21 protein-coding genes are annotated in these 20,149 nt (G+C 71.0%); 8 read left to right on the top strand and 13 right to left on the bottom strand.

Annotated features, from left to right (window positions below; all coding sequences use genetic code 11):
- Positions 1–28 precede the first annotated feature (28 nt).
- Entirely contained in the window at positions 29–1,636 is a 1,608-nt protein-coding gene (locus tag D7I44_RS06845; RefSeq protein WP_120790835.1) for an L-lactate permease, read from the top strand.
- Positions 1,637–1,752: 116 nt separating this feature from the next.
- Here D7I44_RS06845 and D7I44_RS06840 read toward each other — a convergent pair whose 3' ends face one another.
- Complete coding sequence (locus D7I44_RS06840) at positions 1,753–2,343, bottom strand: NUDIX hydrolase (RefSeq protein WP_120788804.1); 591 nt, start codon at positions 2,341–2,343, stop codon at positions 1,753–1,755.
- A 114-nt stretch (positions 2,344–2,457) separates the two neighbouring features.
- Here D7I44_RS06840 and D7I44_RS06835 point away from each other — a divergent pair, with 114 nt between their 5' ends.
- Positions 2,458–3,420, top strand: a complete 963-nt coding sequence (locus D7I44_RS06835; protein ID WP_120788803.1) for an IS481 family transposase — start codon at positions 2,458–2,460, stop codon at positions 3,418–3,420.
- 10 nt (positions 3,421–3,430) lie between these two features.
- On the opposite strand, the gene D7I44_RS06830 is transcribed toward D7I44_RS06835, so the two are convergent.
- Positions 3,431–3,874, bottom strand: a complete 444-nt coding sequence (locus D7I44_RS06830; protein WP_120788802.1) for a GNAT family N-acetyltransferase — start codon at positions 3,872–3,874, stop codon at positions 3,431–3,433.
- 67 nt (positions 3,875–3,941) lie between these two features.
- On the opposite strand from D7I44_RS06830, the gene pyrE reads away from it, so the two are divergent.
- Together pyrE and D7I44_RS06820 are read left to right on the top strand one after the other, a co-directional pair.
- Positions 3,942–4,490: an orotate phosphoribosyltransferase gene (gene pyrE / locus D7I44_RS06825; protein ID WP_120788801.1), complete on the top strand. Its 549-nt coding sequence runs from the start codon at positions 3,942–3,944 to the stop codon at positions 4,488–4,490.
- Positions 4,487–6,325, top strand: coding sequence for a hypothetical protein (locus D7I44_RS06820; protein ID WP_120788800.1), 1,839 nt, complete (start codon positions 4,487–4,489; stop codon positions 6,323–6,325). The genes pyrE and D7I44_RS06820 overlap by 4 nt, the downstream gene beginning before the upstream one ends.
- Positions 6,326–6,330: 5 nt before the next feature.
- Here D7I44_RS06820 and D7I44_RS06815 read toward each other — a convergent pair whose 3' ends face one another.
- The 6 genes from D7I44_RS06815 to D7I44_RS06790 form a co-directional block, all read right to left on the bottom strand.
- Positions 6,331–6,951: a response regulator gene (locus D7I44_RS06815; protein WP_120788799.1), complete on the bottom strand. Its 621-nt coding sequence runs from the start codon at positions 6,949–6,951 to the stop codon at positions 6,331–6,333.
- Complete coding sequence (locus D7I44_RS06810; protein ID WP_120788798.1) at positions 6,948–8,132, bottom strand: sensor histidine kinase; 1,185 nt, start codon at positions 8,130–8,132, stop codon at positions 6,948–6,950. The genes D7I44_RS06815 and D7I44_RS06810 overlap by 4 nt, the downstream gene beginning before the upstream one ends.
- Before the next feature lie 45 nt (positions 8,133–8,177).
- A complete protein-coding gene (locus D7I44_RS06805; RefSeq protein WP_120788797.1) occupies positions 8,178–8,978 on the bottom strand; it encodes an ABC transporter permease in 801 nt (266 codons plus the stop codon).
- Positions 8,975–9,886 (bottom strand): ABC transporter ATP-binding protein, encoded by a 912-nt coding sequence (locus D7I44_RS06800; protein ID WP_120790834.1) that lies wholly within the window; start codon positions 9,884–9,886, stop codon positions 8,975–8,977. The genes D7I44_RS06805 and D7I44_RS06800 overlap by 4 nt, the downstream gene beginning before the upstream one ends.
- 88 nt (positions 9,887–9,974) lie before the next feature.
- Entirely contained in the window at positions 9,975–10,757 is a 783-nt protein-coding gene (locus D7I44_RS06795; RefSeq protein ID WP_120788796.1) for an HAD-IIA family hydrolase, read from the bottom strand.
- A 35-nt stretch (positions 10,758–10,792) separates the two neighbouring features.
- Entirely contained in the window at positions 10,793–12,325 is a 1,533-nt protein-coding gene (locus D7I44_RS06790; protein WP_120788795.1) for an FAD-binding oxidoreductase, read from the bottom strand.
- A gap of 5 nt (positions 12,326–12,330) precedes the next feature.
- Between D7I44_RS06790 and D7I44_RS06785 the strand changes: the two genes are divergently transcribed.
- Genes D7I44_RS06785 through D7I44_RS06775 form a run of 3 tightly spaced genes read left to right on the top strand, consistent with a single transcriptional unit; the run spans position 12,331 to position 14,464 of the window.
- Positions 12,331–13,011: a TrmH family RNA methyltransferase gene (locus tag D7I44_RS06785; protein WP_120788794.1), complete on the top strand. Its 681-nt coding sequence runs from the start codon at positions 12,331–12,333 to the stop codon at positions 13,009–13,011.
- A gap of 10 nt (positions 13,012–13,021) precedes the next feature.
- The gene (locus D7I44_RS06780) at positions 13,022–13,849 is read left to right on the top strand and encodes a metallophosphoesterase (RefSeq protein ID WP_120788793.1); all 828 of its coding nucleotides are present in this window, start codon (positions 13,022–13,024) and stop codon (positions 13,847–13,849) included.
- Between the two features lie 60 nt (positions 13,850–13,909).
- Positions 13,910–14,464, top strand: coding sequence for a hypothetical protein (locus D7I44_RS06775; RefSeq protein WP_162940101.1), 555 nt, complete (start codon positions 13,910–13,912; stop codon positions 14,462–14,464).
- Positions 14,465–14,569: 105 nt separating this feature from the next.
- Here the strand turns inward: D7I44_RS06775 and D7I44_RS06770 are convergent, their stop codons facing one another.
- Complete coding sequence (locus D7I44_RS06770; protein ID WP_120788791.1) at positions 14,570–15,241, bottom strand: TetR/AcrR family transcriptional regulator; 672 nt, start codon at positions 15,239–15,241, stop codon at positions 14,570–14,572.
- 117 nt (positions 15,242–15,358) lie between these two features.
- On the opposite strand from D7I44_RS06770, the gene D7I44_RS18650 reads away from it, so the two are divergent.
- Positions 15,359–15,484, top strand: a complete 126-nt coding sequence (locus tag D7I44_RS18650; protein ID WP_281271703.1) for a hypothetical protein — start codon at positions 15,359–15,361, stop codon at positions 15,482–15,484.
- A 14-nt stretch (positions 15,485–15,498) separates the two neighbouring features.
- On the opposite strand, the gene D7I44_RS06765 is transcribed toward D7I44_RS18650, so the two are convergent.
- The 4 genes from D7I44_RS06765 to D7I44_RS06750 form a co-directional block, all read right to left on the bottom strand.
- Positions 15,499–17,151: an amidohydrolase gene (locus D7I44_RS06765; protein WP_120788790.1), complete on the bottom strand. Its 1,653-nt coding sequence runs from the start codon at positions 17,149–17,151 to the stop codon at positions 15,499–15,501.
- A 49-nt stretch (positions 17,152–17,200) separates the two neighbouring features.
- Positions 17,201–17,530 (bottom strand): chorismate mutase, encoded by a 330-nt coding sequence (locus tag D7I44_RS06760; protein ID WP_120788789.1) that lies wholly within the window; start codon positions 17,528–17,530, stop codon positions 17,201–17,203.
- Positions 17,531–17,772: 242 nt separating this feature from the next.
- On the bottom strand, positions 17,773–18,831 hold the full coding sequence (locus D7I44_RS06755; protein WP_120788788.1) for a lactonase family protein: 1,059 nt from the start codon (positions 18,829–18,831) through the stop codon (positions 17,773–17,775).
- Positions 18,831–20,120, bottom strand: coding sequence for an adenylosuccinate synthase (locus D7I44_RS06750; protein WP_120788787.1), 1,290 nt, complete (start codon positions 20,118–20,120; stop codon positions 18,831–18,833). The genes D7I44_RS06755 and D7I44_RS06750 overlap by 1 nt, the downstream gene beginning before the upstream one ends.
- Positions 20,121–20,149: the final 29 nt, after the last annotated feature.

Genomic DNA, 20,149 nt, shown 5'->3' with positions numbered 1-20,149 from the left:
GTCGATGACCGATTCGGGGGTTCCGCCCGTGTTCGTCCAACCACTCGATCCGCTCGGCTCCGGCTGGGCGTCGGCCCTGGTGGCAGCCATCCCGATCCTGATCTTCATGCTGTGCCTCGTGGTGCTGCGCCTCTCGGGCATCATCGCGGCGCTGATCGCGCTCGTCGCCGAGGTCGTGGTGGCGCTCACGGAGTTCGGGATGCCGGCCGGCAGCGTCGCCGGCGCCGGGCTGCTCGGCTTCCTCAACGCGATCTGGCCGATCGCGTACATCATCGTGATGGCCGTGTGGCTGTACCGGCTGTCGGTGGCGAGCGGGCGGTTCGAGGTGATCCGCTCGTCGATCGGCGGGGTGTCGCTCGACCAGCGCATCCAGGTGCTGCTGATCGCGTTCGGCTTCGGCGGATTCCTCGAGGGGGCCGCCGGCTTCGGCGTGCCGATCGCGATCTGCGCGGCGCTGCTCGTGCAGCTCGGCTTCAAGCCGGTCAAGGCGGCCATGCTGTGCCTCGTCGCGAATGTCGGGGCGGGGGCGTACGGCGCTGTCGGGATCCCGGTGATCGTCGGCGCGCAGGTCGGTGGCGTCGACCTGACGACGCTGTCGCACAACCTCGTGATGCTGCTGCAGCCGCTCACCTTCCTGGTGCCGTTCCTGCTCGTCGTCATCGTCGACGGCTGGCGCGGGCTGCGCGAGACGTGGCCGGCCGCGCTCGTCGTGAGCATCGTGTTCAGCGGGCTGCAGGCGGGCGCGCTGTGGTTCCTCGGGCCGGAGCTCGCGGACATCGGCAGCGGCCTCGGCGCGATGATCGCGGTGTTCCTGCTCGGGCGGGTATGGCAGCCGCGGCGCATCTTCCGCGAAGACGGTGGCGTCGCCCCCGTGTCCGCTCGCCACACGCTAGGCCAGATCGCGGTGGCGTGGAGTCCGTTCTACATCCTGACCGGCTTCATCCTGGTGTGGAGCCTGCCCTGGTTCAAGAACCTCTTCGTGCCGGGCGGTGCGTTCGCCGGCGCCGTCGTCAACGTGTCGATCCCGGGGGTCACCAACGACATCACGACGGCCTCTGGGGCGGTGGTCACAGCCCAATGGGCGTTCACGCCCGTGAATGCGACGGGCACGGCGATCCTGCTGGCGGTGATCGTCTCGTTCTTCACGATGCCGAAGCTCGGGGCATCCGTCCTGTTTCGCGAATTCGTCGCGACCGTGCGCTCTCTGTGGGTGGCGCTCGCCCTGATCGCCGCGATTCTCGTGCTCGCGAACATCGCGAACTACTCTGGCGGGTCGGCGACGATCGGGTCTGCGCTCGCCGCGGTGGGCAAGTGGTTCCCGCTGCTCGCGCCCGTGATCGGCTGGTTCGGGGTGTTCATCACCGGCTCGGTCGTGAACAACAACACGCTGTTCGCGCAACTGCAGGTGACGACGGCCAAGAACATCGGGGTCGAGCCCGCGCTGCTGATCGCGGCGAACACCGCGGGCGGCACGGCGGCCAAGGTGGTGTCGCCGCAGTCGATCGCGATCGCGGCGGGCGCGGTGGGTCTGGTCGGTCGCGAGGGCGAGATCCTGCGCGCCTCGATCGGCTACAGCCTCGGGATGCTCGCGGTCATCTGCCTCTGGGGCTTCGCCCTCGCGCAGTGGCTCGCGTGACCGCGCCCGCGCAGCCTGCGCCAGCGTCGCTCAACGAGAGGTGTCAAACGGACGCTCGATCGCCAACGAACGTACGTTGCGCACCTCTCGACGTGACCGCGTCGTGAAGCGAACGGTCACCGCTCGGTCCGCTCGTCCGGGGGCGCATAGACGGCCTCGTCTGATTGCGCGAGGTGTGCGCGGACCACCGCACGAAGCGCGTGCTCGATCCGCTGTGCCAACCCGGCCGCGGCGTCGGCCGGCAGGGCGTCGACGTCGAACCAGCGCACGTCCTCGCTCTCGTCACTGACGATGACGGCGGCGTCGAGGTCCGCGAGCGCGACGAAGCCGACATCCCAGTGGGCTGTGCAGGCGAAACCGCCGCCGAGCTCGTGCCGGTCGAGATCGACGATGGCGTCGCTGACCAGCGCCAGATCGGAGATGCCGGATTCCTCGCGCGCTTCGCGCACCGCCGCGGAGGCGAGGGTGGTGTCATGCGCCTCGAGATGGCCGCCGAACTGCACCCAGAACCGTCCTTTGCCGTGGAAGCACAGCAGGGTGCGGCGCAGGTCGGGGCTGAAGACGAAACACGACGCGGTGATGTGCTCGGGGCCGCCGTCACGCCGAACCGCTCGTTCGCCGGCGGATGAGATGAACTTCAGGTAGGCGTCGCGTATCGATCCCGCTGGCAGGGCGGACACGTGGGCGAGAACGTCGTCGTGAAGCATCCGCGCTAGCTGTACCCGGTCATGACGTTGGTGTCAGTTCGGGACTTGTGATCGAGGAGGACCCCCGGGCTTAGTGGAGGTATCTGACATCTTCACGAGCACCGGAGGTCCTCGATGGCCCACGCTAATGCCCGGCTGACGTTTCATGGCCGGCTTCTGATCGTTGAACGTGCCCGCGCGGGCTGGAAGCAGGCGCATATCGCTTCGGCGATGGGTGTCTCCCGCAAGACCGTGGGTTACTGGATCGCCCGCTTCAACGCCGAGGGCGAAGCCGGGCTGCGCGACCGGTCCTCACGGCCGTACCGCTCGCCGAGGCGAACAAGCGCGGCGGTCGAAGCCGAGCTCGTCCGGCTGCGCGAGGCCGAGCGGCTTGGCCGGGACGAGCTGGCGGCACGAGTGGGTGTCTCACCGCGCACGGCAAGCCGCATCCTGATCCGGCGCCAGATGCCCCGCCTGGCGCTCCTGGATGCGATCACCGGACAGCTGATCCGCTCTTCGAAGCAGACCGCGATCCGCTACCAGCGCGATGAGCCCGGCGAGCTGGTGCACATGGACGTCAAGAAGCTCGGACGTATCCCCGACGGCGGCGGCTGGCGGGCCCACGGGCGCAGCGAGAAGGTGCGGGGCCGCGGTATCGGCTACGACTACGTGCACTCCCTGGTCGATGACCGCACCCGCTTGGCGTACTCCGAGATCCACCCCGACGAGAAAGCTGCGACCGTCGCACAGTTCCTCGAGCGGGCTCTGGACTACCTCGCCGCCTGCGGGATCACGAAGGTGCAGCGGCTGATGACCGACAACGCTCTCGCCTACCGCCGTTCAGCCGCCGTACGCGAGCTATGCGCCCGGCGCGGCATCACGCAGAAGTTCATCAAGCCGCACTGCCCCTGGCAAAACGGCAAAGTCGAACGACTGAACCGCACCCTGCAAACCGAATGGGCCTACCGGCGCCCTTACGACTCCAACGAGGCCCGCGCCGCCGCACTTGCGCCCTGGCTGAAGCACTACAACACTGAACGACGCCACTCAGCCCTCGGGGGCCAACCCCCGATCAGCCTGCTGACACCAACCTGCTGACCGGGTACAGCTAGAGCCCGATCTCGTAGTGGGTGAAGCCCGACTGCGTCGCCACCCGGTCATAGAGGGCGCGGGCGGTCGCGTTCGTCTCCGCAGTCAGCCAGTAGACCTTCGCCGAGCCGTGCTCGGCCGCCCACGCGCGCACGTGCTCGATGAGCGCGGCGCCGGCGCCGCTACGGCGCGCGTCGGGCGAGACGAACAGGTCCTCGAGATAGCAGTAGTCCCCCACGGTCCATGTCGACGGGTGCGTCAGCCAGTGCACCAGACCGATCGCGCGCCCGTCCTCACCACGGGCGAGTGCGCCATGGATGCTCGAGCCGGCCGTGCTCACCCTTGCGAAGGTCGCCAGGGTGGTCGTGTCGTCGAGCTCCTCCTCATAGAACGTGAGGTACCCGTCCCACAGCTCGAGCCACTCGGCGCGGTCTTCGGGGCGGATGGGAGTGATGGCCACCATGCGCCCAGCGTAGGGCCGAGCTACCCGACACCTGTCTTACAGCCACCGCCCCAGTAGACTCGGGCGCGTGACTGACACCCGCCAGCAGCTGATCGACTTCATCAAGGCCGACGCCGTCTTCCACGGGGACTTCACGCTGACCAGCGGCAAGAAGGCCACCTACTACGTCGATCTGCGCAAGGTCAGCCTCGACCACCGCGTCGCCCCGCTGATCGGGCGGGTCATGCTCGACCTCATCAAGGACGTGCCCGACGTCGTCGCCGTCGGCGGCATGACGATGGGCGCCGACCCGATCGCGGCCAGCATCCTGCACCAGGGCGCAGCCGCGGGTTTCGCGTACGACGCGTTCGTCGTCCGCAAGGAGCCCAAGGACCACGGCCGCGGCCGCCAGGTCGAGGGCCCCGACCTCGAGGGCAAGCGCGTCATCGTGCTCGAAGACACCTCGACCACCGGCGGCTCGCCGCTCGCGGCGATCGAGGCGCTCAGGAAGGTCGGCGCCGAGATCGCCGGCGTCGCCGTCGTCGTCGACCGCGCGACCGGCGCGAAAGAGGCCATCGAGGCGGCCGGCTACCCCTACTTCGCCGCGATCGGGCTGGAAGACCTGGGGCTCGCGTGACCGACGAGACGAAGCCGCCGGCCGGCGAGCCGGAGCCCGGCAGCCCCGAATGGCTGCTCGCGCAACTGAGCGGCGGACGCATCGACTCGCGCCGCGAGCGCCGAGAAGCTGAGGCCGCACTCGAGGCCGCAGGCCTGCCGATTCCGGATGCCACGGGCGAAGCCCCCGCCGTTCCGCCGACGCCTGCCCCCGCCGAAGAGCGGCCGCGTGCGCGCTTCTCGTGGGAGACCGGGACTCTCGAGGCGGTCGGCGCAGATCAGGTGACGGATGCCGGGACCGAGCCCGCCCCCGACGCCGAGACACCGCCTGCAGCTGCGCCGGAGCAGCGGGCGCTTGCTGCTGACGCACCGCCCGCCCCGCCGGTCGAACCGGCTGCGCGGCAGCCGGATGGCGACCTGCCGCAGAGCAGCGCACCCGGCGCCGCCATCCCGTTCATGTGGAATCTCACGCCGACGAACGAGCCGGACCCTGCGGTGAACCCGCGGGCCGAGGTCCCAGAGCCAGCGTTCAACGAGCCCGACTTCCCGTTCCCCTCTGCGGCGCCCCTGGTCGTTCCGCGGCCCGCTCGCCCGCTCATCACCGAGACGCCGCTCGCCGAGCCGCAAGCTCCCCTCGTCGCGGCAGAGCCGCAGGCTCCCGCCCTTGTGGAGCCGGCCGCTCCGGCTTTCCCGTTCTCGTTCGGCGACGAGCCGGCGCTGCCGGTTCCGCCGCCCGCGCCCGGCGTTCCTGTCGCAGACGAGCCTGCGCCGGCCGACGACCAGACGGCCCCGGCCCCGCCCGCGGCACTCGGACCCGCACCGTTGCCGCCGGGAACCACCGCCCACGAGTTCGACCCGTTCGCGCAGGACATCTTCGGCTCACGTCCGTCCGCGGCGACCCCGGTGCCGTCCGTCGACGAGTTCACGATTCCCGACGAGGGGTCGCCTGCGCAGGCATCCGCCCCCGCACCCGAAGCGGAAGCCGCCGAGTCGGTGGCACCCGCGGCCGACGGCAAGACCCAGGTCACCTCCGACTGGAGCGACATCGCCGACATGCTCGGCGCCCACCCCGAGACGGTGGATACGGCGATCGTGAGCCCGATGCCGCCCGTGAACGAGATCCTGCCGTCGTTCGACGCGGTGCTGCCGCGCGGTCTCGGGCAGGCGCCCGACCAGGGCAGGGGCGCCGCGACGCCACCGCCGGCGCGCCCCGCGAACGCCCCGATCGAGCACAGTCGCGAGCGCAGCCCGCTGAACCGCTGGCTGCTGATCGCGGCGGCGATCCTGGTCGCGATCCTGATCGGCATCGCACTGTTCACGCTCGGGCGGTCGATCGCGGCGGGCCGTGACCAGGCGCCCGCGGCCGCAACGCACACCTCGACTCCGAGCCCGAAGGCCACCACTCCGACGCCGACGCCCACACCGACGCAGACCGCGGACCAGACGGTCGCCGGCAATGGCCCGCTCGCGCCGGGGCAGAGCTACCAGTGGGATCAGCTGAACGGCGGCGAGTGCATCGACCCGTTCGGCTCGCCATGGGCGCAGACCTTCGCCGTCGTCGACTGCAACGCGCAGCATGCGGCGCAGCTCGTCTACACGGCGCCGTTCGCGAGCGACCCCTCCGCGCCGTTCCCCGGTGAGCAGGCGATCTCGAGCCAGGTCAACCTGCTGTGCAGCAAGCCCGGAGTGATCGACCTGCACGCGGCGGCCGCCTACAACGACGTGCAGGTGGTCGCGGCGTACCCCGTGAACGCCGAGCAGTGGAACTCGGGCCAGCGCAACTACTTCTGCTTCGTCACCCGCTCGTCCGGGCAGCAGTTCTCGAGCTCGATCGCCGGCCCCGGGCCGACGCAGTAGCGGGGCTACAGCAGCCCCAGCTCTTGCGCGCGGGTGACCGCGCGCGTGCGGTCGTCGACGGCGAGCTTCTCGAAGACGTGCACGAGGTGGGTCTTCACGGTCGCCTCGCCGATGAACAGTCGGGCCGCGATCTGCGGGTTGCTGAGGCCGGATGCCACAAGCCGCAGCACCTCCAGCTCGCGCCCCGACAGCCGCGGCACGGCGGCCGTGCTGCGCACCCGGCTCACGAGCGCGGCCGCGATCGACGGCGCGAGCGCCGTCTTCCCGGCGTGCACCGCGCGCACCGCGGCGAGGATCTCCTCCGCGGGCGCGGCCTTGAGCAGGTATCCGCTCGCTCCAGCCTCGATCGCCGCGATGATGTCGTCGTCGGTGTCGTAGGTCGTGAGCACGAGAACGCGCGGCGGGTGCGCGGCGGTCAGCAGCTGTTCGGTGGCTAGGGCGCCGCCCAGCACCGGCATGCGCAGATCCATCAGCACGACATCGGGGGCGGATGCCTCGGCCAGCCGCACCGCCTCTGCGCCGTCGGCCGCCTCGGCCACCACCTCGATGTCTGGCGCTGCCGCGAGCGTCGCGACGACGCCGCTGCGGACGATGGGGTGGTCGTCCGCGACGACGACCCTAATCATGACGCGGCCAGCGGAATGACCACCGCGAGCTCTGCGCCGCCGCCGGGCCGCGTCGCGAGGGTGAGCCGGCCGCCCAGCATCCCGACGCGCTCGCGCATGCCGGCGATGCCGAACCCGCTCTCTTCGGCGACCGCGCCGCGCCCCACCCCGACGCCGTCGTCGCGCACCGTCAGCGCGAGCTCGCCGCCGGATGCGTCGGCGGCCACCTCGATCACGACCCGGCGTGCATTGGCGTGCTTGCGCACGTTGGCGAGCCCCTCCTGCGCGCAGCGCAGCAGCACGACCTCGCGCTCGCGTGCGATCGGCTGCTCGCACACGCGGGTCTCGACGGCGACTCCGGTCTCGCGCTCGAAGCGCTGACCGAGCCGGCGCATCGCCTCGGCGAGCGAGTCGGCCGACACGGGCGTGATGGTCGCCACGAGCGCGCGGGCCTCGCCGAGCGCCTCGCGCGCGGTGGATTCGATGAGGGCGACGGATTCCCGGGCGTCTGCACCATCGCCTGCGCGCAGCTGCGCGCCTGTGCGCTCGGCCAGCATCACGAGCCCCGTGAGGCTCTGGGTGACCGTGTCGTGCAGCTCGCGCGCGAACCGGGCGCGCTCGCTCGTCTCGCCGGCCTGCCGGTGCATGGCGGCGAGCTCGTCCTGCGCGGCGGTGAGCTGGTCGAGCAGCCGCACGCGTTCGTGCGCGTAGTCGAAGACGCGGCTGATCCAGAGCCCGAGCACGAGCGAGAACGCGAGCGACATCGCGGCGATGGCGCCCGAGGTGAGCAGCAGCCCGTCCTGACCCTGCTGCACCGGCGCGAGCATGAAGCCGCCGAAAACGGCGACGGCGATCGCGCAACTCGCGACGATCGACCCGCGGGTCGAGAGGATGCACCAGGCGAGCGGGTACGCGACGCACTGCATCGTCGCGAGGCTCGGCACGAAGACGCACATCGCGCCGACCGTCACCGCGATGAAGGCGGCGTAGCCGAACAGCAGCGGCGCCGGCATCGTGCGGGTGAGCGCCCGCCTGCCGACGGCCGCGTAGCCGACGGCGAAGACGGCGAGCAGCGCCCACGGGGCCCACGCCGGCTGCCCGGTCGCCGCGACGATGCCCGGGTTCGTGAACCAGATCAGGGCGGCGCAGACGAGCAGGCCCGCCGCGATCGCGGCGTCCCACCCCGGCGGCCTCGTCAGCACGAGATCACTCTTCCACTGCGGGCGGGCTGCCGCACCGGCATCCGCTCACGCGTCCTTGCGGATCCACCGGAAGGTGAGCCGCGTGAGAACCAGCCCGACGATCAGCCACCCACCGACGACCAGCGCGACCTGGTCCAGGTTCCAGGCATGCCCGACCTCGAGCGCCTTGAACGAGTCGGGCAGGAACACCGAGCGCATGCCCTGCGCGAGCCACTTGAGCGGGAAGAAGGAGGCGAGCGTCTGCATCCAGCTCGGCAGCTGCGAGAACGGCAGGTAGACGCCCGAGATGAACTGCAGGAACAGCAGCACCGGGATCACGACGGCCGTCGCGCTGCGCCCGCTGCGCGGCACGGCCGACAGGGCGAGGCCGAGCAGGCCGCAGGCGAGGATGCCGAGCACGAAGATCCAGAGCAGGTCGAGGTAGCGCGCCGGGTCGGTCGGCAGCTCGACTCCGAAGGCGAAGTGCGAGACCGCGATCAGCAGCACGAGCTGCACGGCGCCCGTGAGGAGCGACGAGGTGAGCTTCCCCACGAAGTACGACAGCGGCGGCAGCGGCGTGCCGCCGAGGGTCTTGAGCGTGCCGTCGCTCTTCTCCTGCGCGACGGCGATCGCGAGGTTCTGCACGCCGGAGAGCAGCAGGCCCGCCGCAGCCATGGCCGGCAGGTAGTAGGTCGACAGGCTGATCCGGTCGGCGCCCGTTCCGATCGTCTGGCTGCTGAACGCCGCCGAGAAGATGCCGAGCATGATGATCGGGAAGAGGAAGGTGAAGAACAGGGCGTCGAACTCGCGGAAATACGCGATGATCTCGTATTTCGTGCGCACCATTCCGAGGCTGAGCGTGTTCATGCCGCGACTCCTTCGCGCTCGTCGGCCAGTTCGGTCGGGGTCTTCTTGATGAGCTGCAGATAGACGTCTTCGAGGCTGGGACGGATCACCTCGAGCTCGGCGGGCTCTGCGCCCAGGCGGGCGACGAGCTCGGCGACCAGTGCGGCGGGCTGATGCGTTCTCTGTTCGCGGATGCCTGCGCCGGGCTCACGCCAGCGAACGAGTGGCACCCGGGCATCCGGTCCCCCGATCTCGCCGACGCGCCCGAGGTCGACCAGCCTGCCCGCGGCGATGATGCCGACCCGGTTCGCGAGCTGCGCGGCCTCGTCGAGGTAGTGCGTCGTGAGCAGGATCGACGTGCCCTCGGCCTGGAGCCCTCTGATGAGCCCCCAGAACTCGCGCCGCGCCTCGGGATCGAAGCCGGTCGTCGGCTCGTCGAGGAAGAGCAGCTCCGGCCGCCCGATGATGCCGAGCGCGACGTCGACGCGGCGGCGCTGGCCGCCGGAGAGCTTGTTGACGCGCGCATCCGCCTTCTCGCTGAGGCCAACGGCCGCGATCACCTCGTCGACCTCGCGCGGGTTCGGGTAGAAGCTCGCGAACTGGGTCAGCGACTGCCGCACGGTGAGCACGTTGTCATGCGTGTTCGACTGCAGCACGATTCCGATGCGCGCCTTCCAGTCGAGCAGCCCGCGCCCGTGCAGCTTCTGCGGGTCGACACCGAGCACGGTCACGTCGCCGCCGGAGCGGTCGTGGTAGCCCTCGAGGATCTCGACGGTCGACGACTTGCCTGCGCCGTTGGGGCCGAGCAACGCGAAGACCTCGCCGCGCTCGATGGTGAAGTCGATGCCGTCAACGGCTCGCACGGCGCCGGCGCCGAGGCCGTAGCTCTTCTGCAGCCCGCGCACTTCGATGACGTGTTCAGATGACATGCCATCAGAGTGGCGCGCGTCGCGCGGCGCCGGAAGCGACCAGCGGATGGAATCCGCCATCCACCGGTCGATTGACACCTACCGGCGCCTACGAGCCGGAGCGCACCATCTGCGAGACCCCGCTCAGCACCTCGTCGGGGCGGAACGGGTACCGCTTGATCTCGTCGTCGGCGGTGATGCCCGACATGACGAGCACGGTGAACAGGCCAGCCTCGATGCCGGCGACGATGTCGGTGTCCATGCGGTCGCCGATCATGCCCGTCGTCTCCGAATGGGCGCCGATCTTGTTCATCGCCGAGCGGAACATCATGGGGTTCGGCTTGCCGACGATGTACGGCTCGCGCCCGGTCGCCTTGGTGATCAGGGCGGCGATCGCGCCCGTCGCGGGCAGCGGGCCCTCGGCGCTCGGGCCCGTGGCATCCGGGTTCGTCGCGATGAACCGCGCGCCGCTGTCGATCAGCCTGATCGCCTTCGTGATGGCCTCGAAGCTGTAGTTCCGGGTCTCGCCGACGACCACGAAGTCGGGGTCGGTCTCGGTCATGATGAAGCCGACCTCGTGCAGCGCGGTCGTGATGCCGGCCTCGCCGATCACGAAGGCGCTGCCGCCGGGGATCTGGCTGGCGCAGAAGTCGGCTGTGGCGAGCGCCGAGGTCCAGATGCGCTCCTCGGGCACGTCGATGCCCGAGATGCGCAGGCGGGCGGCGAGGTCGCGCGGGGTGAAGATCGAGTTGTTGGTCAGCACCAGGAACTCGGTGCCGTCGTCGTGCCACTGCTTGAGCAGCTCTGAGGCCCCCGGCAGGGCTTTGTTCTCGTGGACGAGCACGCCGTCCATATCGGTGAGCCAGGAGACGACGTCGCCGCGATCGCGCATGAGGAAAGCGTATCGATCGTCGCGCCCTCCGGCCGTCACACCCAGTGGGGCTGGGTGAGCAGACCTGCCGGGTCTGCGCTTCGCGCGATGCGGCGCAACCGCGCGGTGTTGTCGCCGAAGTACGCGGCCGGGTCGGCGATGCCCGCGTCGCAGTAGTTCGCATAGGCCGCGTCACCCCACGCGGGCCGCATCGCCGCGCGGAATCCGCGCACGTACGCGTCGAACGGCGCCGGGTCGGCGCCGTCGGCGAAGGTCGCCGTGTACTGCGCCGTCCAGAGCGCCGACCGCCACGGGAACGCGGTGTCGGCGGCGCCGATGTCGCCGACGGCTCCGCCGAGCGCGTCGAGCGAGACGCCGCCCTCGGTGAGCCCCGCGGTCGTCGACGCGTGCGCGACGTGCGCGAGCAGAGTCTCGATCTCGGCCGCGACCAGCGCTCGTGACCCGATCGACGACGTCGCCGCTTCAGAGACGCGCGCGCCGGTGCCGGCGTTCGCGCGCATGGCGTCGCCGTAGCTGTGCTCGGAGGCGACGTGGGTGAGCGGCGTCGCCCCGGTGGCAGCGATGAAGGCGTCGACGGAGGCGTCCGCTCCGGTCTGCGCGCCCGTCCACGTTCCGACGACGATGACGGCCGGGCCGCCCGCATGCCGCGAACCCGCGAGCAGTTTCAGCGACGACCAGAGCTTCCGGTCGGCCGTCGGAGCCCAGCGCTGCCACGCGGCCACGACCCCGGCTGCCGCTGACCAGGGGAACGTCAGCTCGAACAGCAGCACGGTGGGTGCAGCCTGCGTGCGGAACGTGAGCGCCGTCACGACCCCGGCGGTCCCGCCGCCACCGCCGCGGCACGCCCAGAAGAGATCGGGCTCGGCTTGCGCGGACACCTCGTGGACCGCGCCGTCGGGCGTGACGATCGTCGTTCCGGTCAGCTGGTCGCACGTCAGCCCGAAGGAGCGCACCAGCACCCCGACGCCGCCGCCGAGGGTCAGACCGCCGACGCCGACGGTGGCGCACGAGCCCGCGCCGATCGCACGACCGGCCGCGGCGAGCCGGTTGTAGACATCGAGCAGCTGAGCCCCCGGCCCGATCGTCACTGAGGTGCCGTCCGGCGAGAGCTCGATGCCGTTCAGCCCCGCGGTGCTGATCACCAACGAGCGCGGCACGTCGGTGCCCGGGCATCCGCCTGCCGACCAGCCGGGGTAGGAGTGGCCGCCCGCGCGCAGCGCGACCGGTGTTTTCGTGTTGCGGGCGAATGCGAGGCCGGCGACCACGTCGTCGACGTTCGCCGCGCGCAGGATGCCGAGCGGATCCGCGGCGTCGTAGCGGGGATTGCGCAGCACGCGCGCCGTGTCCCAGTCCGCCGAACCCGCGTGCAGCACGCCGTCGGTCACGGCTGCTGCGAGTTCGGTCCATGAGCTCGGCCCGTGCGGCGTCGGGGGTGCGGATGCCGTGGGCGACCGGGTCGGCGCCGGCGAGCCGCCGCCGGTGCACGCCGTGAGGAGCCCGGCCAGGCAGAGGCCGACGCCGCCCTCGATGAGCGATCGGCGCGTCAGCTCGCGGCGGGTTCGTTCCACGGCTCATGTCTACTCGTGCGGATCGCGCGCGCACCGCCACCTACGCTGAAGTCGTGCCAGAACCCGACGAGACCCCGCACCCCGGCCCCGGCGTCGGGCCCTGGCAGGGCGAGTGGCCGCGCGGCGAGGAATACGACCCCGAGCTGCTCGCGAACGGCGACACCCGCAACGTCGTCGACCGCTTCCGGTACTGGACGATGGAGGCCATCGTCGCTGAGCTCGACCGGCGCCGGCATCCGTTTCATGTCGCCATCGAGAACTGGCAGCACGACCTCAACATCGGGTCGATCGTGCGCACCGCCAACGCGTTCCTCGCCGACACGGTGCACATCGTCGGCCGGCGGCGCTGGAACAAGCGCGGTGCGATGGTCACCGACCGCTACCAGCACGTGCTGCACCACGACACGATCGACGAGCTGGTCGCGTGGGCGCGCGAGCGCGGGCTGCCGATCATCGCGGTCGACAACGTGCCCGGCTCTGTGCTGATCGAGACCTTCGATCTCCCGCGCGCGTGCGTGCTGCTGTTCGGGCAGGAGGGGCCGGGGCTGACGGATGCTGCGATCGAGGCTTCCGACGCCGTGGTCGAGATCGCACAGTTCGGCTCGACGCGCTCGATCAACGCGGGTGCCGCCGCCGCGATCGCGATGCATCGGTGGATCTCGCAGCATGTCGTAGGCCGTCGGTAATCTGCGGAACATGACCCTGCGCATCCTGCATCTCTCCGACACTCACCTGCTCGGCGACCCCGACGCGCGCCACAACGGCGTCGACACCACGCTCGCACTCGACCGCGTGCTCGAGCGGGCCGCGCAGGTCGAGGGCATCGGGCTCGTCGTGGCGAGCGGCGATCTGTCGGAGGACGGCGCGGTCGCGGCCTATGAGAGACTGCGCGGCCGACTCGAGCCCTTCGCCGCGGCGCGCGGCGCGCAGGTGGCCTACGCGATGGGCAACCACGATCTGCGCGCCGGGTTCGAGCAGGTGCTCGGCGAGCGCGACGGGGCGCTGACGGTCGGCGGCTTCCGGGTGCTGCGGCTCGACACCTCGGTGCCCGGCGCGGGTTACGGCAGGCTGTTCCCCGAGCAGCTGGAGTGGCTGCGGACTCAGTTGGCGACGGATGCCGCGCTCGGAACGATCATCGTCATGCACCACGCTCCGGTGCCGGCCTGGAGCGCTCTGCTGCGCGCGCTCGAGCTGCAGGGGGCGTCCGATGTGCTGGCCGTGCTCACCGGCGGCGACGTGCGTCTTGTGCTGAGCGGGCATTATCACCATTCCGTGGCGACCTGGGCGGGCGGAATCCCGGTCATCGTCGCCCCGGGCGTCACCAACACGACCGACGCGCTGGCGCCGGGCGGGCACGAGCGCGCGGCGGCGGGCAGCGGGTTCGCGGTCATCGACCTGCCTGAGCTCGGCGCGCCGGCTACGACCTTCGTCAACGTGCCGGCGACCGGTGACGGCGGCTGGCTCTTCGACCTCGACCCGGCGACGGTCGAGCGCATCGCGACGGAATACGGCCCGCGAAGCTGAGCATCCCCCGTTCGAGGCACTTTTGAGTTTGTTGGTGCTGTTTGCAATACTGAGCCGTTCATGGCCCGACACCGACTCTCCCCCCGTCGCGTGCCCTTCCTGGCACGCGCTCGCCGCCCGGCGCTACTGGGCGGCGTACTCGGCGGCGGCACAGCCCTCGTCATCGGCGTCGTGACGTGCGCGGTGCTCTCGACGACGAGCGTCGGGGTGCACTTCACCTTCGTCGACAGGGCGGAGGCGGCCGTGATCGGCGTGACGCACGACCAGCCGGCCGTGACGCGCGATCTGGCGACCGCCGGTTCGCCGAGGCCCACGCCGACGTCCACACCCACTCCTTCGGCCGCGGCGAAGACCGCCGCGAGGGCGGCATCGTCGGCGTCGGCGGCCGCTCAGGCCGCAGAGCCGGACGCCTCGCCGTCGGCGACGCCCGCTGCTGCCTCGTCTGCCGCGCCGATCGCGCCGGTGCCATCGCCGAGCTCGAGCCCTTCGCCGGCGCCGAGCCCGTCGTCGGCGCCCAGCTCGAGCCCGACGTCGATCCCGAGCCAGCAGCCGACTTCGCAGCCTTCGAACCCGCCGAGTGACGACGGCTGCGTCCTCGTGGTCTTCTGCTTCTAGTGCCGCTGCCCCGAACCACGCCAAACCGCCCCAGCCGAGCCGAGGGGCGGGTTCGGGTCCCCGGCGCGCCGGTCGAGCGGCCCAAACGCACCCCTCGGGGTTGGCTCAGGCGCGCAGCCAGCTCGGCTCGAACGGCGTGCTGCGCAGCTCGGCGCCGTAGGCGAGCACTGGCGTCCGCTCGATGAGCTCGTCGACCTCGCGCCAGCCGAGACCGGCGATGCCGAGCACGCACGAGATCACGAGCACGTGCCCGCGCTTCGGAGTGAGGAAGGTGCGGCCCGCCTCCGAGAGCACGGAGAGGGCGGTCGACTCGATGAGCCGGGCGAGCGACCCGGCCTCGATGTCGTCGCGGACAGCGCCGCTCGCGATGCCGCGCTCGATCGTCGCGCGCAGCCGCAGCCGCACGGGCTCGAGCATGCGCGCCACCTGGTCGCGATGGCGCCCGTGACCCGACAGGCGGGTGAGCAGCCGCACGTCGTCGCTCTCGGCCCACAGGCGTGAGGCGTGCAGGGCCAGCTCGACGCGCGGGTCGGGGTGGGCGATGGGGCCGAGCTCGGCGGTGAGTCGCGCGGCGGCCCGGATCAGCACGGCGTCGATCAGCTCGTCGCGGCCGGCGAAGTGGCCGTACACGGTGCGCCTGGTGAGCCCCGCGTGGTGCGCGATCGGGTCGAGAGGGGTGTTGCGGTCTTGCATGAGGAGCGCAGCCGCCGCGTCGAGGATGGCCTCGCGATTCGCCTCCGCGTCTTTGCGGCGGGCGCGTGCCTTCGGTTGAGCCATGGAGCGACATTAGTTCATTGCTTCACCCTCGTGTGAAGCATCCGAGGCGCGTCAGCGAGTCGTGGGTGGTTCCTGTGTCGCCGCACCGGCGAGGTTGCGCAGGAATACCATTGCGGGATGACGGACGAACCCGAAGAGCGCGAAGACGAAGACACTGAGGACGAGCAACCGGAAGAACCCGTCGCACCCCACACGTCCGCAGCGCCGCCGACCGAGGCGATCATCATCAAGAGCTCCGACTAGCCCGGCAGCCAGCGTCACGCGGCAGCGAACACCTGCCTCCCGCCGATCCAGGTTCCGAGCACTCGCGCAGAATCGATCTCCTCAGGCGGCAGCGCGAAGGGGTCGCGGTCGAGAAGCGCGAGATCCGCGAGGAATCCGCTCTCGATCCGCCCCGTCTCGTGCTCGCGCCGGTTCACCCAGGCCGACCCGGCCGTATACGCAGTCAGAGCCGACGCGAGCGACAGCCGCTGGGCGGCCCCGCCGAGCGGGCCGGCCCCCGCGGGCGCATCATCCGACACCCTCGTCACTGCGACCCGCACCGCCGCCAGCGGATCCGGGCTCGTCACCGGCCAGTCGCTCCCCGCTGCGAACCGCGCGCCCGCCCGTTCGAGGTCGCCGAACGGATAGGTCCGCGCGATCAGCTCCGGCGCGATGAACGGCACGGTGAGCTCGTCGAATTGGGGCTCATGGCTCGCCCACAGCGACTGGATGTTCGCCGCAGCCCCCAGCCGCGCGAATCGCGGCACGTCGTCCGCGCGCACCATCTGCAGATGCGCCAGCTGGTGCCTGGTGTCACGGATGCCGTTGACGGCGCGCGCCGCCTCGATGGCGTCCAGCGCCTCGGTCACCGCACGGTCGCCGAGCGCATGGAAGTGCAGGTCGAAGCCGGCAGCTTCGAGATCGACGGCGAGCGCCTTGAGCACCTCGGGGTCGAAGAAGCCAATGCCGGATTCCCCGGTCGCGTGCCCGTGCCCGTCGAGATACGGCTGGGAGAGCGCGGCGGTACGGTTCTCGGCGACGCCGTCCATCATGATCTTCACCGCGCCGAACGCGAGCTGCGACGGATCGGCCCGGCACTGCTCGCGCACGGCCACCAGCGCGCCGACCGACGAGCGCGTGGCATCGCGTGGAAGCCACAGCGCCCCCGTCACGCGCGCCGTCAGCTCGCCCCGCGCAGCGGCGCGCAGGTACGCCGCGCCGAACCTGGCGCCCGCATCGATGTATCCGCCGATCATCGCGTCCTGCCAGCCGGTGACGCCGAAGGAGTGCATCCGCGCCTGCGCGGCGAGCAGCCCGCGATACGCCAGGTCGGCTGAGACCTCGGGAAGCACGCCGTCGAGCAGCGCGGCGGCGCCCTCGTGCAGCATCCCGCTCGGTGCGCCGTCGGCACGCCGCTCGATGCGCCCATCGGCCGGGTCAGGCGTCGACGCGGTGATCCCCGCCAGGCGCAGCGCCGCCGACGAGACCCACAGGCCGTGATGGTCGCGGTTGCTGAGCGCGACCGGCCGGTCGCCCACGATGGCGTCGAGTGCCGCGGCCGTCGGGTTGCCGCCGGGAAACCACGCCATCGCCCAGCCGCCGCCGAGAATCCACTCCTCGGCGGGGTGCGCACGGGCATACTCGCCGATCAGAGCGAGCGCCTGCGCGGCATCCGTCGCCTCGCCGAGCTCGCACTGAAGCAGCTCGACGCCTGCTTGCACGGGGTGTACGTGCGCGTCGATGAAGCCGGGCATCAGCAGCCGGCCGCGCGCGTCGACCACCTCGGTCGTCGGGCCGCCCAGCGCGGCCGCGGAAGGTCCGACAGCCACGATGCGGCCGTCGCGCACCGCGACATCCGATTCGATCGATCCGGTGAGTCCCGCGGTGAACAGCCGCCCGCCGCGGAAGATCAGGTCTGCATCAGCCATTCCCCGACGGTATCGGGCGCGTATTACGACCGGATTGAGGGAAACGGGATCAGGCCCCGCGCTCCTGCCCCTCGGCGCCCGCCTGGATGTGGTGCCTGATCACCTCGGTCACCACGAAGTTGAACCACTTCTCGGCGAACTCGGGGTCGAGGTTGCTCTCGATCGCGAGCTCGCGCAGCCGGGCGAGCTGCCGGTGCTCGCGCTCAGGGTCGGACGCGGGCAGGCCGAACTCCGCCTTGAGCCCCCCGACCTCCTGAGTGAACTTGAACCGCTCGGCCAGGAGGTGGATCAGGGCCGCGTCGATGTTGTCGATGCTCTGACGGATTCGCAGCAGCTTCTGCCACGCAGCCTCGGCGCTGTCCGGTTCGGTGGGGCACATGCTGAAAACCCTAGAGGAATCCCGGCGAGGACGAGGGCGGTGCCCACGGCTCTCTCGCCTGCCATGGGCACCGCGGCCCGAGACGAAATCAAGAAGCGCAGCACCGTCGCGAGCCAAGAGCGCGCCTCAGCGCGCTGGCCCAGGATACGAGTGCGACATCGCCTGCGACATACGCGATTCGACGTATGAGAGCGGATGCCTGACCGCGCACTCGCCCCGCACGGCAGCCGGCGAGCGGGCTCCTAGACCGGCGCAGTCACCACGGCCGTCGGCGACCCCGCCGGCACGCGTTGCACGATCTCGCCGGGCACCCCGTCGGCGCCGAGGGCGAACACCGTCACCTCGTCGCTGCGCTGGTTCGCGACGTACAGCCGGTCGCCGAGCACGAGGTGGTGGCGCGGCCAGTCGCCGCCCGACGGCACCTCGGCGAGCGGCTGCGGCAGCGCGCCCTGCGCGACCGAGAGCACCGCGACCACGTTCGACAGCCGAACGGTCGCGTACAGCAGCGACTCGTCGGCCGAGAGCGTGAGGTGGGCGGCGTACTCGCCGGGCACGCGCGGTGTCGTGCGCAGCGGCGACGAGCCCGAGATCGCGTAGCGGCCGTCGCCGCCCGGCACGAGCACGAACACCTCGACGGCGTACTCGCAGATGACGTAGAGGCGCCCGTCGGACGCGGCGGCGACGTGCCGAGGCCCGACTCCGTAGGGGAAGACGACCTGGTCGTCGAGCTCGAAGGACGCCGTCGCGGGCGCGTACCGCCAGATGCGCGCGAGGTCGAAGCCGAGGTCGATCGTGAGCGCGCGCCCGTCCGGCAGGAACTCGGTGAAGTGCGCGCGGCTCACGCGCGGCGCGTAGTCGGGGCGCGGCGCCACCATCTCGCTCTCGGGGACGCCGGCGTACGGGTCGAGTGCCGCTGCGGCATCCGTTCGCCCCGTGATCGCGCCGGTCGCGCCGTCGAGCGCGTAGACGAGAACCTGGCCGGAGCCCCAGCAGACCACCGACGCGAAGCGGCCCTCAGGGTCGATCGCGATGTGGCACACCGCGTTGCCGGCCGCCACCGGCTCGCCGAGCGGCTCGAGGGCGCCGCCCGCGCCGATCGAGAACGCGCGGAAGGTCTCGTTCTTCTCGCCGACCGCATAGAGCACGGGCAGTGACGGATGCTGCGCCACGAAGCTCGGGCTCGGGGTCGCCGCCGCGAGGGTGACGCCGGTCAGGCATCCGCCCTCAGTGAGATCGGCGTGCAGGATGCCTTCGCCCGTGCCGTCCATGTCGGGCGTGTAGCCGCCGAGCCAGACGCCCATCACTCGGCGATGAGGTCGTGGCGGACGATGATCGCATCGCGCGCCGGGCCCACGCCGATCGCCGAGATGCGGCAGCCGGAGAGCCGCTCGATGGCGAGCACGTAGTCCTGCGCGTTCTGCGGAAGCTCGTCGAAGCTGCGGGCGGCGGAGATGTCCTCTGCCCAGCCGGGGAACTCCGCGTAGATCGGCTTCGCGTGGTGGAAGTCCGACTGCGAGACGGGCACCTCGTCGACGCGCACGCCGTCGACGTCGTAGGCGACGCAGACCGGGATCGTCTCGAGCCCGGTGAGCACGTCGAGCTTCGTCAGCACGAGGTCGGTGAGGCCGTTGATGCGGCTCGCGTAGCGGGCGATGGGCGCGTCGTACCAGCCGGGCCGGCGGCGGCGACCGGTCGTGGTGCCGAACTCGTGGCCGTGCTCGACGAGGAAGTCGCCCCACTCGTCGAACAGCTCGGTCGGGAACGGGCCGGCGCCGACGCGCGTGATGTACGCCTTCGCGATGCCGATGATGCGGTTCAGCTGTGTCGGGCCGACGCCCGAGCCGGTCGCCGCGCCGCCGGCCGTCGCCGACGAACTCGTGACGAACGGATAGGTGCCGTGATCGACGTCGAGCATCGTCGCCTGACCGCCCTCGAACAGCACGTTCTTCCCAGCCGCGATCGCCTGGTTGAGTTCGAGCTCGGTGTCGGCGACCATAGGCGCGAGGCGTTCGGTGTACGAGAGCAGCTCGTCGACGACCTCGTCGACGCCGATCGCGCGGCGGTTGTAGACCTTCACGAGCAGCTGGTTCTTCTGGAAGAGCGCACCCTCGACCTTCTGCCGAAGGATCGACGCATCGAACAGGTCCTGCACGCGGATTCCGACGCGGTTGATCTTGTCGGCGTAGGCCGGGCCGATGCCGCGGCCGGTCGTGCCGATCTGGCGCTTGCCGAGGAAGCGCTCCGTCACCTTGTCGAGCGTGCGGTGGTACGACGCGATGATGTGGGCGTTCGCCGAGATCTTGAGCTTCGAGGTGTCGAGACCGCGCGCGTTCAGCGCGTCGAGCTCGTCGAACAGCACCTCGAGGTCGACGACGACGCCGTTGCCGATCACGGGCACGACACCCTCGGTGAGGATGCCGGAGGGCAGCAGGTGCAGCGCGTACTTCTCGTTGCCGATCACGACGGTGTGACCGGCGTTGTTGCCGCCGTTGAACTTGACGACGTAGTCGATGCGGCTGCCGAGCAGGTCGGTCGCCTTGCCCTTGCCCTCATCGCCCCACTGGGCGCCGACGATCACGATTCCGGGCACGTGGTCCTCCTCATGCTGGGGTGGACCGC

The organism is Gryllotalpicola protaetiae, from assembly GCF_003627055.1.
Classification (GTDB): Bacteria; Actinomycetota; Actinomycetes; order Actinomycetales; family Microbacteriaceae; genus Gryllotalpicola; species Gryllotalpicola protaetiae.
Note: the sequence above shows the minus strand (reverse complement) of the source record. Positions and strands in the feature narration are given on the sequence as shown.